Source organism: Polaribacter sp. 20A6, assembly GCF_011378915.1.
Lineage (GTDB): Bacteria > Bacteroidota > Bacteroidia > Flavobacteriales > Flavobacteriaceae > Polaribacter > Polaribacter sejongensis.
In genome coordinates this window covers 129,932-142,783 of the sequence record NZ_WTPZ01000007.1, presented here as the reverse complement: position 1 = coordinate 142,783, position 12,852 = coordinate 129,932, and the positions used below count along the sequence as shown (strand labels likewise).

Annotated in this window: 6 protein-coding genes; 4 read left to right on the top strand and 2 right to left on the bottom strand. The window is 29.0% G+C overall.

Features of this window, described 5'->3' with window-relative positions:
• Positions 1 to 109: 109 nt before the first annotated feature.
• Entirely contained in the window at positions 110 to 1,099 is a 990-nt protein-coding gene (locus GQS57_RS15730) for a hypothetical protein (RefSeq protein WP_165733815.1), read from the bottom strand.
• 27 nt (positions 1,100 to 1,126) lie between these two features.
• Positions 1,127 to 2,383, bottom strand: a complete 1,257-nt coding sequence (locus tag GQS57_RS15725) for a site-specific integrase (protein ID WP_165733814.1) — start codon at positions 2,381 to 2,383, stop codon at positions 1,127 to 1,129.
• Between the two features lie 541 nt (positions 2,384 to 2,924).
• Between GQS57_RS15725 and GQS57_RS15720 the strand changes: the two genes are divergently transcribed.
• The 4 genes from GQS57_RS15720 (at position 2,925) to GQS57_RS15705 (ending at position 12,847) form a co-directional block, all read left to right on the top strand.
• On the top strand, positions 2,925 to 6,743 hold the full coding sequence (locus GQS57_RS15720; RefSeq protein WP_165733813.1) for a two-component regulator propeller domain-containing protein: 3,819 nt from the start codon (positions 2,925 to 2,927) through the stop codon (positions 6,741 to 6,743).
• Positions 6,744 to 6,920: 177 nt separating this feature from the next.
• On the top strand, positions 6,921 to 9,890 hold the full coding sequence (locus GQS57_RS15715) for a TonB-dependent receptor (RefSeq protein WP_165733812.1): 2,970 nt from the start codon (positions 6,921 to 6,923) through the stop codon (positions 9,888 to 9,890).
• Between the two features lie 10 nt (positions 9,891 to 9,900).
• A complete protein-coding gene (locus GQS57_RS15710) occupies positions 9,901 to 11,646 on the top strand; it encodes a RagB/SusD family nutrient uptake outer membrane protein (protein WP_165733811.1) in 1,746 nt (581 codons plus the stop codon).
• Between the two features lie 97 nt (positions 11,647 to 11,743).
• On the top strand, positions 11,744 to 12,847 hold the full coding sequence (locus tag GQS57_RS15705) for an alkaline phosphatase (RefSeq protein WP_165733810.1): 1,104 nt from the start codon (positions 11,744 to 11,746) through the stop codon (positions 12,845 to 12,847).
• Positions 12,848 to 12,852: the final 5 nt, after the last annotated feature.

The following is a 12,852-nucleotide window of genomic DNA, read 5'->3' as shown; positions in this document are numbered from 1 at the left end:
TAGTTCTTGGAAAAATAATTATGGTGGTGATTTAGTTTTAGTATTTAATAGACGCTCATTAACATCACTTTTTAATCAAAACTAATATTTATAGAATTTTTAATATCTATTAAACTTTCTGAATAGCATTCAATAATTTATATGCAAAATTATTCTGGATTTTATCGATTCCTTTTAATCCATCATATTTGGTTTTTTCAAAGGTTTTCTTTTTGTCAAAAACGCCTCTATCTTTTTCAAAGTAATCTAAAATTTCTTTAATCCATATTTCCTTGTGATTTTCACCTTTAATTGTCTTGGAAAGACAATCTACAAAAAAATAGAACTTTGTATCTGACATTTTTTTCATTTCCAGTTTTATTCCAGATAATTGGATTTCGTTGAAAAAATCTTTAGCAGAAACAGCTGTTAGGGGTGGGGTGAAATATTCGTTTATCATTTCTAATAAGTCATTATTGAAATTTAAACTAAGTAATTCTATGTTTTCTAAGTAGTCTTGTTCTATAATATTTTCTATTGCCTCTAAGTTTAGTAAAAGATTGTAAAAATTGAAACCTAAGAGATTGTAGTATTTTCTTTCAAGCGTTTTACGTTCTTCAATCCATTCATTATAAATGTTTAATAGTCCTTCTTTTTCTTTCTTTAAGATTTGTATCTTTTTTAAAATAGCTATTATTTCGGGGTGTTTGTCAGAAAGTCTAAGAGACATGTTTTCGTAATCTCCTGTTAATTTAGTTATAGATTTATTGGTTGGTATTTGTTTTCTATATGCAAGTGTTTCTTGTAACTCTATTGGTTTTATTAAGGTTTTTAGTAAATATATAGTATCTATTGAATTTAAGCTTATTTGATTCTCGCTATAAAATTTTGAGTAATCTTTAATTGCTGACAAAATTAACCTTAATTCCTGCTTTAAGTTTTCTCTTCCGTTAGTATCTCTATATTCTCTAATAGAGCCTCTAAACTTATCAGCAGAAAAAATATAACAAAATTTTTGAAAATTCTCTAAATCAGTTATTCTTATACTTTTAATTTGTAATACTTTTAAATCATCCTTTATACTAAGAATACAATCTGTAATTGTTTTAAAATACATCATAAATTTTTAAATTTTTCGTCGCTTTTTTTAAAAAGTTATTATTGAATCTAAAGCATCATCAGCGCTTTTATGAATAAAATTACCCTGATATCCGATTGTTGTACTAAGGTGTGTGTGACGATACAGTTTTTGAAGCATTTGAGGTGAAACTTTATCACCAGCTATATTTCCAAAAGAATGACGAGCAATATGATTTGTGATTTTTTTGTCAATTTCAGCCATAATACCAAGTTTTTTTAAATTTGCATTTAATTTTTTGGTTTGGGTTTTTGTAGCTGTATATATTTTCTTTGATTCCTTCTTAGAATCCTTTTTTAAAACTTTTTCTGAGTTCTTTTTAGATACGTTCTTAAAGTGTGGGAAAATATAATCGGAGTTAGAAACTTTATCTTGTTTATAGTGTGATAATATTTCGGTTATTTGAGCAGGAGTTTTAAGAGATACCGTTTTGTTGTTTTTTCCCATTTTGTAATAAACCCTATCATCTACAACATCTTTCCATTTCATACTTAATACGTCTCCTATCCTGATCCCTGCTAAATAAAACGAGAACAAAAAAACATCTCTTGTTTTAGAAATTTCAGGATATTGTGATAAATCTAATTCTTTAATTTTACGAATTTCCATTTCATCAAGTCCAATCTTTATCGTTTCAGGATATTTTATTTTTATTTTACCCTTGCCAAAAGGGTAGAATTTTTGATCTACTAAGTTCTTCCTTATTCCATTATTATATAGTAATCGTATTAAAACGTAAATATTCATTATCGACCTTTCAGAAATAGTCCCAATACCTGCAAGGTGAATTTTTAGTTTTTTGAGAAAATATTCATCAATTTCTTCAAAGGATAAATTTTCATTCTTTGCAAATTCTTTGATTCTATTAATTTTACTTTGATCTGATACTGCTCTATTATGCTTTTCTAATTTGGTTAAGTCTTCTATATGTTCTTTTGCTAGTTCAAAAAAAGTTTGTTTCTCCTTATTATTTTTAATAGCATCCATTACTTGAATAGCTGTATAGCTTTTATTAGTAGAATCCATTTCTAAAATATAATCTTCTATTTCTCCGTACTTTTTCCTAATTAATCGGTTAAGTTGTTTGTGTTTTGGGTGTTTTGTATTTAATTTTTCAGCATGAGCATCCCAGTGTTCAGGGGCAATGTTTTGTAATAACTGAAGGTAAGAACGTTTTCGGTTAACTGTAAGACGTATAGTTAATCTGAAAATAGTATTTCCATTGTTATCTTTTTTTGGATGTAAAACAGTTTTTAAAGTACTCATCGCTTGATTTTTTTTTCAAAGATAAGTAATTTAGGTAACACATAGGTAACACTTTTTTTGACATTCTATGATTTTTAGTGAATCCTTAAAACTCTATAAGTCTTTAATTGCATAGGTTTTATGGTGTATTGATACTTTGGTAGTCTCTGTGGATTTGTAATTCGCTAGACTTAGGATCTAGTGCCGCGAGGTGTGAGAGTTCGAGTCTCTCCGCCTGTACAATAAGAGAAAACCTCAGCTTTATAGCTGAGGTTTTTTTATTTATAGTTAAGATGTTAATGGTGTTTTATTATTAATTCGGATGTATAGAATTATTTTCACTACGATTATTTATTTAGAACTAATGATGTATGTTCTATATGATTAGTGTAGATATTCCATTTTAGTGCTAAATTTGAATGTGTTTTCATAGTACATAAGTGCTCTTCATTTTACTGACGTTCATTTTGAATCGTTAAATAATATAATTTTTATTTACTTAACCTAATATTTATATTAAGGTAATCTTAAAAGTATATTCTTGTGGGTTTAAATATACACTATGACAAGAGTAGTATTATTCGTTTTTTTTATAACATTACAAACTTTTGGTCAACAAATTAAATTTGATAATTTTACGATAAACGAGGGGTTATCTAATAATTCTGTAAAAGATATCGAGAATGATATTAATGGAGGTTTGTGGGTTGCAACTTGGGATGGTTTAAATTATTTTGATGGATATACATTTACTGCCTTTAAACATGACATTAATAACAATAATTCTATTGCTGGTAATTACATCGCTAAAGTTAAACAGGATATAAAAGGTACAATTTGGATTATTACAGAAGATGCTAAAATAAGCAGATATTTAGGTAATAAAAAGTTTAAAAATTACACTTTTAAGAACAAACCAAATGATATCTCTGTTACAAAAAATGGTAATATTTTAATTCACACTCAAAATAGCTGTTACGAATTTGTTGCTGGTCAATTTCAAGAAACCAATAGACTAACATCAAAAATAAATAACAACGCTTTAAACAATATTCTTTTAACAAAATACCCAAACCTTATTATTAATGATGTTTTAAAAGATAAAACAGGTAATATTTGGTATGCCACTCGTAAAAATGGTTTATTCATCATTAAAAATATATTAGACAAAGCCAATAAATATCATATAGAAAATTACACAAAAGATCCTTATTCTAAAGAAAGTTTTAAAAGTAATGAAGTAGAAACTTTACACGAAGATTATTTTGGAAACATTTGGCTTGGTTTAAAAGATGGTGGAATTAGTATGGCTTACTCTAATTCTGATAAAATAGCATCTATTGCACCTCACCCAATAAATTTCCCTAACATTCCTAATGAAACTTTACGTGCAATTACCAAAGACCTACAAGGGAAACTTTGGTTAGGTTATTACACAAAAGGACTATATAATTACAATTCTACTTCTAAAAACTACAAAGAATTTAAAATCAAAGAAGCTACTAAAGAACCAGATTGGAAACGTATAAGGTCTTTGTTTACAGCTTCTGATGGAACTATTTGGGCAGGAACTTATGCTGGAATTATCAGAATAGAAAAAAATGGAGATTATAATTTATATAATTCTAATAACAATAAAAACATACCTAACAATAGAAATTATTCTATTTACGAAGATAGTAATAAACAATTATGGGTTGCTTGCTGGGGTGGAGTTGCTAAATTTAATCTAAACACAAATAATTTTGAGTCTTTTATTGGTCAAGAATTAATTCGTAAATATCATATTAGAAATTTAAAATTGATAGATAACGAGCTTATTCTTGCTACAGAAAATAACGGGCTGCAATTATTAGATATTAGCAAAGGAAAATTAAAAACAATAGAAACCCAAAATTATCTTTCTCATTATCATCAAGAGCAAAAAAACACCTTAAAATCTAATAATAAAGGTTTAAAATTAATTGATATTAAAAATGGCGAATTACAATCTATAAATACTAATAAAGGTCTTTTAAGTAATAGTATTTATGCTGTTTATAAAGATGAAAAAACAAATTTTTATTGGATTGCATCGCTTGGAGGATTAAGTGTTTTTAGTAAAGAAAAAGGTATTATTAAGAATATTACAGAAAAAGAAGGTTTACCTAGCCAATTAATTTACGGTGTTTTAGATCATAAAGAGCAAGTTTGGTTAAGTACCACAAAAGGAATTGTTGTGATTGATAAAAAAAGTTTTGAAGTAAAAACTTTTCATCCCAAAGGAGGTTGGCAAGTTTCTGGATTTTCTGAAGGTGCTTATTATCAGGATGCTAAGGGTGATTTGTTTTTTGGTGGAATTAATGGTTTAAATTATTTTAATCCTAGCAATATTCAGTTTAATAACACTAAAGCAAAAATTAAATTACTGGTTGATGATAATGAAAACTTCTCTCCAAATATTATAAAAAGCCATAATGAAAATCAAATTAGTATTGATTTAATTCCGATTAGATTCCCCAAAAAAACAGAAAAAAATATCTATTATAAATTAGAGGGCTTAGATAGTAATTGGACTTTATTAGATATTGATAACAAGATAAAATATCAAAATTTAACTTCTAGAAGTTATAATTTTTTACTTAAAGAAGGTAAAGAAAATGAAGAAGAATTACTTTTCTCCTTACAAATAAAAAAGGCTTTTTATAAAACGAACTTATTTTATGTGCTCTTATCTGTATTTATCTTAATTACAGCAATAATACTTATCTATCTCAAGAATTTAAGAACAAAATCACTTCAAAAAAACCTAGAAAAAAAGATTTTAATTCGTACAAATGTCATCGAAAATCAAAAAAAAGATTTAGAGGTTATTAACAATCAATTAGATGAAAAAAATAAAGAAATCTTACGTCAAAAAGAGACACTTTTAAAACTACATAACAATCTTAAAAATGAAGATTTTGAAGTCGAAAAATTTAAAACATTTGTTTTATCAGAGTTTCAAGAACCAGTTTCTAAAATTTTAAAAACTGCAAGTTGTTTGTCAGAAAATTCTGATGATAAAAAAACTATTTTAGAAGAGTCTAACAAAATGGTAAATCTAATTTCTGAATGGAATTATCTAAGCCACGTAAAAGAAATTGGAGCTATAAAGACTTCTGTAATTAATTTATTTCCGGTTTTAAAAAACAGTATCAATAAGTTGGAGGAATCTTTACAAACTAATAAAGTAGATTTTAATTTTAATATAGACACTTCTATTAATTGGGTAGAAATAGATGTTTTACGTTTTCGATTAATGCTACAATACTTTTTTAATGACATTAATAAATACTCAGATAATAGCAGTAAGTTAAACTTAAAAATCAATTATAAGAATTCTTTTGTGGTTATAGAAATTTCATCTAATAGTGATCTTCTAAAAAACAATTGGTACAGTGTTTTACATTACAGTCCTTATTTTAAAGCGTTACAAACTCTTTTGGGTGATTTAAAAGGAAAACTTATCAATTATAATTTAGACCAAGAATTTAAGGTAGCATTACAAATACCAATTAGCAAAATAAACCCGAAGGATAAGTCTATAGAAACTATTTCGTGGAAACATTTTAATCAACAAGAAAATTTATCTGCAGACAAAAAAAATGTATTAATCTTTAGTGATGAAGAAAATTTTGCAGCTGCAAATCAAATTTTAGAACATAATAATTATAATTTAATTTTTGAAAACTCTGCAAATAATTTAAACTCGATTACCAAACAAATTCAGATACATATTATTGTAATCTATCAAGTTTCTTTCTCTAAAGATCTTTTATATTTTATCAATAATTCTGATGCAACAAAAAACAAGAAAATCGCTATAATTTATATATCAGAAGATATTAATTACGAACTAAGAGAACAATCGATTGAGTTTGGTGTAGACACTCTTATTCAGCTTCCGGTAAGTGAATCTTTTATTCAAAAGAAAATAGACTCTTTAATAAATAGAAAATATGTTTCTACTGAAGAGAATAAATTTCAAGAAAAAATATTCGACATTTTAACAGGTAAAGATCTTGTTTTAACGGCTAATGATAAATTATTAAAAAAGAGTTTAGAAGTTATAAAGAAAGAATTACATAACTCTTCTTTTAATGTAGAAATGTTGGTAGACTTATTAGATGTTTCTAGGGTAAAGTGTTATCGATTATTTAAAGAGCGGTTAAAACAATCTCCTTCAGATGTAATTATGTCTCTTAGATTACAAAAAGCAGAAGCTTTGTTAAAAACTAAAAAATTAAATATCTCTGAAATAAGTTTTGAGTGCGGTTATAACGATCCAAAATATTTTGGAAAAGCATTTAAAAAGCATTTTGGTAAAAGTCCTAAAGAGTTTAAAGATCAATTTAGCTAAACCGTTTGTTGCTATAGGATTTTCTTAACGTTAGCTAATTGTTACTGTAACGAAAACACACCTAATCTGCTTCTTTTCTATGCTGATTTGAACGATTAATACTCTTTGATGAAACAAAAACACCCCAACCAACACTTTCTGTAAATTAGTTTTACCACAATTTAAAAATCAAACTAGATGAAAAAAATTTATTTAATTTTAATACTTGCATTAGGTTTTACTTCCTATTCTATTGCGCAAGTTAACGTGTCTGGAACCGTAGTTTCTGATGCAGATGGAATACCAATACCTAATGTTTCTGTTGTTTTAAAAGGACAGCTTAATACAGGAACTATAACAGATTTTGATGGAGTATTCTCTATCAATTTAAATGATGAAAATGGCGTTTTAATATTTTCATATTTAGGTTATGAGACTAAAGAAGTTCTTTATGCTGGAAACCAAAAATTAAATATCATTTTAAAAGAAGAAGCAAACTCTTTGGATGAGGTTGTTATTGTAGGTTATGGATCTCAAAAAAGATCTGATGTAACTGGAGCAATTTCTTCTGTAAAAAGTGAAGATTTTAACCAAGGAGTTGTTGCAAATGCGGGTCAGCTTTTACAGGGTAAAGTTGCTGGTGTAAACGTATCTTCTTCTAGTGGTGAGCCTGGTGCTACACAAGATATTGTTATTAGAGGTGTTGGTAGTTTACGTTCTGGTACTACTCCACTTTATATTGTAGATGGTTTTGCATTAGATAATTCTGGTAATGGTATTGCTACTAATCCGTTAAACTTTATAAATCCACAAGATATAGAAAGTATAGAAGTTTTAAAAGACGCCTCTTCAACTGCAATTTACGGTTCTAGAGCAGCAAATGGTGTTATTGTAATTACTACTAAAAAGGGTAAAAAAGGAAGAAACAAAGTAAACATAAACGTATCTAGTGGTTTTTCTACGCTAGCAAATAAAGTTGATGTTTTTACTGCTGATGAATTTAGAGCTAATGTAACTGCCGTAAATGGTACTTTAATTGATGGAGAAGCATCTACAAATTGGCAAGATAAATTAACAAGAACTGCGGTGTCAAAAAACATTAACCTTTCTATGAGTGGAGGTACAGAAAATTCTTCTTATGCAGCTTCTGTAGGTGTTGATGATCAAGAGGGTATTTTAAGAAACAGTAACTTAAAACGTTATTCTGGTCGTTTAAACTTAACTCAAAAAGCAATTGATGATAAATTTAATGTTACTTTTAATTTAACAGCGACTAAATTAGACAATACAAGACCTAATTCTGGTAGTGTTGTAAGTGATATGTTAAGCCTTAACCCAACAGACTCTCCTTATGAAAATGGTGAATTAAAAGGAAACTTAAGTAACGATATTTTAAATCCTTTTATTGGAGAAACAATTTACGGCGATTACACAAACAACAACCGTATTTTGGCTAATATTTCTCCTTCTTATAAAATTGCAAAAGGTTTAACTTATAAATTAAATCTTGGTGTAGATTATTCTATTACAGAAAGAGATGTGCAATACATGCCTTACGCTACAGAAACAAATACAACTTTAGGTAGCTTAAATACAGCGACTACTAAAAATAGCAATACTCTTATAGAAAATACTTTAACGTATAGTTTTCATAAGAAATTAAGTAGTTTTACTTTTCTGTTAGGGCATACTTATCAACAAACCGAAGTAAATCAAAAACAATTTTATTTAGAAGGTTTTCCTGAGAATGGAGTAGAACCAAGATATCAAATAGAAACAGCAAACCAGCAAACAACGCAGTCTGCTTACGCTACTAAAAATGAGTTGCAATCTTTCTTTGGTAGAGTAAATTATACCTTTAATGATAAGTATTTAATGACTGCAACAATGCGTGCAGATGGTTCTTCTAAATTTGGTGAGAACAATAAATATGGATATTTTCCTTCTGTTGCTTTAGGATGGAACATCAATAAAGAAAATTTCTTGAAGGATTCTGATAACATCAACAACTTAAAGTTAAGAGCAAGTTGGGGGCAAACTGGTAGTCAAGAAATTCCTTCTAAAATAACACAAGCTAGTTATACAGAAAGTAATACAGGTAACAACACATACCCACTAGATTCTAGCGCATCAGATTTAGGCGGATATCCTTATGGTTCTATCTTTACTCGCTTAGCAAACCCAAATATTCAATGGGAAGTTTCTACACAGGCAAATATTGGTTTAGACTTTGGTTTATTTGGTCACAAGTTAACAGGTACAATCGATTATTTTAGTAAAGTTACAGACAACATTTTATTACAAGTTACCCCTACAGATCCTATTGTTCCGGTTTCTAGTTATTGGACTAACATTCCTAATATGGAAATTAGAAACAACGGTGTTGAAATTGCTTTAGATTACAACAATACTATAAATAAAGATTTCTCTTATAATATTGGTGGTAACATTTCTATCACTAAAAACGAAGTTGTTAATTCTCCTTATCAAATATTAACAACTGGTGCAGCACAAGGTTCAGGACAAACAGGGGCTACAATTAATGGTGTTTTAAACGGAGAAGCTATTGGTACTTTTTATGTTCAGGAATTTACCGGAATTGGACAAGATGGTTTAAATCAATTTGCAGACATTAATAATGATGGTGAAATTTTAGATGATGATCGTATTGTAGCAGGTAATGCTTTACCAGATTATATTTATGCATTCTACTTAAATTTTAACTACAAAAAATTCGATTTAGGTTTAAACTTTAATGGAGCTGGTGGTAATAAAATTTACAATCACGTTGCTATGTCTTCTTTTAACAAAGGGAATTTAGCAAATTCTTTTAATACTACAGATAGAGCCGTAGAATATTTAGATGAATCTGCAACAAATTCTAACTTAGTTTCTACAAGATATTTAGAGGACGGAGATTTTTTAAGATTAAACAACGCAACTTTAGCATACAATTTTACACCAGAAGCATTAGGTCTTGGAGATAGTATCAAAAATCTTCGCTTATCAATTACAGGTCAAAATTTATTTGTGATAACAGATTATAGTGGTTTCGATCCAGAGATTAATACAGGAAGTCCTGTTGGAGGTATTCAAACTTTTGGTATTGACTATTACAGTTACCCAAAAAGTAGAACAATCCTTTTAAGTCTAAATGTAGAATTTTAATAAGACAAAAATGAAAAACATAATAAAAAACACAGTATTTGCAATTAGCATTCTATTAATGTCTAGCTGTAGTGATTTAAAAGAGGAAGTTTTAGATGAATCCTTAACTGGTGCTGGACAAGCAGAAGCAATTAGTGGAGCAATTGCACCTGCGTACGGACAGGTTGCTTGGACTTGGAGACACACAAACTATTACGGTTTGCAATTAATACCAAGTGATGAGGCAATTTTACCTTACAGAGGAGGGACAGATTGGTATGATGGAGGTAAGTTTTTAGCGGCTCATTCTCATTCTATAACTTCTACAAACGATTTGGTAAAAAGTGCTTGGACAGAACTTACAATAAATATTTCTAGAACATTAACTGCTATAGAAGTTCTTACGCCAATGGCTGAAGAAGGAAATACAGAAGCAGAAAGTGCCCTTTATGAAATGAAAGCGCTTAGAGCTTATTTAAATATGTTAACTTTAGATAGTTGGGGACTTGCCTTTAAAAAAGAATCTTCTAATGAAAATTCAGAAATTATTAGAGGACAAGATGCAATAGATTATATAGAAAGCGAATTGTTATCCGTTGTTGATGTGATAAATACTGATAAAGGTTCTGGTAGAATGACGCAGTCTGCCGTTTGGGGATTTTTAGCAAGATTAAATCTAAATGCAGCTGTTTATAGAGATCCATACGGAACTCCTAATTTTACAACAGAAGACATGGATAAAGTTATTGAGTATACAGATAACATTATCAATTCAGGAAAGTTTTCTTTATCTCCAGAATATTTCGAATTATTTAATGATAGTAATAGCAATAATGCAGAATTAATTTTCGCATTAGATCAACGTGGAGTTTTAAAGAATGAACATAGCCGTTGGGCATATTGGTCTTTACCAGGTTCTATGTTTCCTAGGCCAGAATTTACAAATGCAGATGGTACAGATGGTCCTGCAATTACATCAGACTTTTATCAAACTTGGGTAGATGCTTATGGTAGTGTAGATCCTGCAGATGCAGATCCTAGATTTCTTCAGAAAAATACCCAAGAAGTTACTTATGGTTTAGATGATCTTACAGGTCTTTCTCCTTTAAATGATGAAGATCATTATTACTGTGTAGGAGCAGAAGATTTTGAAATAGATAGGGGAATTTTAAGAGGAGTAACTTGGGCTGTTAGAAAAGATGAAAATGGTGCTTTTTATACTTGTGATGAAGGTTATAGAATTTATCCCGTAAAGCAAATTAAAGGAAACGGTACAGATAAAAATGTAGGTTACGTAAATCTTACTCAACAAGCAGATTTTACAAACGAAGGTAGAGCACACCATACAGGTTATCGTGTTTCTAAATATCAATTTAGCCACACTTCTAATAACGGAAATAACTACAGTAGTGTAGATTTAGTGTTAATGCGTTATGCAGAAATTTACATGATGCGTGCAGAGGCAAAATTAAGAAAGGGAGATGTGGCAGCGGCTTTAGCAGATGTAAATGTTGTTAAAACCTCTAGAAATGCACGCGAACCAATAGCAACCGCTCTTTCAACAATAGATTTAGATGTTTTGTATAGAGAACTTGGTTTTGAGTTTTATTGGGAAGGTTTAAGAAGAACCAATCAAATCCGTTTTAGTCATTACGAAGATTCGTGGACAGAAAAAACAGATACAGATGTAAATAATAGGTTATTTCCTATTCCACAAGTGGCTATAGATGGAGCTTCTAACACGCCAGGGTATTTAGAACAAAATAAAGGATATTAGTTGTTTATTGTTTTATTTTAAGGGAGCTCTTCTAGAAAAATAGCTCCCTTTTTCTATTGTAATATTAATAAAAATATACTTTCAAATTTTTTGAAAAATGAAGAAAATTATAATACTGAGTTTAATTTCTATGTTTTACATAGGATGTGAAAAAAAATCAGAAAAAAGAACTCAAGAAGAACCGTTAAATATCATTTTTATGATTGGTGACGGTATGGGACTTGCCCAAATTTCTACTGCTTTTTATTTTGGAAAAGAAACGCCTAATTTTGAGCAATTTAAAAATATTGGTTTTATAAAAACACCAAGTACAAGCCATACAATTACAGATTCTGCGGCAGGTGCTACTGCTTTTTCAACAGGAGAAAAAACATATAAAAGAGCAATTGGTATGTCTAAAGATAGTTTGCCTTTGCCTACAATTTTAGAAACTTTACAAAAAGAAGACTATCAAACTGGTTTTGTAACTTTAACACCAATCACACATGCAACTCCTGCTTCTTTTTATGCACATGTAAAAGATAGAGACTTACATGAAGATATCGCTTTAGATTTAGTAAAATCTAATGTAGATTTTTTTGCTGGTGGAGGTTTAAAATACTTAAAACGTAGAACTGATAAAAAAGATTTATATACAGAGTTAATTGCAAAAAACTACAAATTAGATTCTGTGAGTTTATCAAAATTTGATGTAAACAAAAAGAACGGATATTTACTAGCTGAAGAAGGTTTACCATCTAAAACAGAGGGTAGAAAAAGTTTTTTACAAGATGCAACTCAATTAGGTTTAGATTATTTTACTAAGAAAGGAAAACCATTCTTTTTTATGATAGAAGGTTCTTATATAGATTGGGGAGGGCATGCAATGGATGCAGAATTATTAAAACAAGAAGTCTTAGATTTTGACAAAACAATTGGTTTGGTTTTAAGATACATAAAAAAACACCCAAACACACTTTTAGTGGTTACTGCAGATCATGAAACAGGAGGTGTTAGTATTGGTAAATCCTATATGATTGATGAAGAAACCGGGGAGAAATCTGAAGAAGTAGATAATGTTTCTATCAATTTTAACAACGATCAACATAGTGGAACTTTAATTCCGGTTTTTGCAAAAGGGAAAGGTTCAGAAAATTTTCAGGGCATTTATGAAAATAATGAAATTTACCATAAAATGTTTAAAGCAATCAATAATAAATAACTTAA

Bases quoted from the DNA above. Each gene is read 5' to 3' on its own strand.
- GQS57_RS15730 (WP_165733815.1), bottom strand. From the start codon at position 1,099: ATGATGTATTTTAAAACAATTACAGATTGTATTCTTAGTATAAAGGAT.
- GQS57_RS15725 (WP_165733814.1), bottom strand. From the start codon at position 2,383: ATGAGTACTTTAAAAACTGTTTTACATCCAAAAAAAGATAACAATGGA.
- GQS57_RS15720 (WP_165733813.1), top strand. From the start codon at position 2,925: ATGACAAGAGTAGTATTATTCGTTTTTTTTATAACATTACAAACTTTT.
- GQS57_RS15715 (WP_165733812.1), top strand. From the start codon at position 6,921: ATGAAAAAAATTTATTTAATTTTAATACTTGCATTAGGTTTTACTTCC.
- GQS57_RS15710 (WP_165733811.1), top strand. From the start codon at position 9,901: ATGAAAAACATAATAAAAAACACAGTATTTGCAATTAGCATTCTATTA.
- GQS57_RS15705 (WP_165733810.1), top strand. From the start codon at position 11,744: ATGAAGAAAATTATAATACTGAGTTTAATTTCTATGTTTTACATAGGA.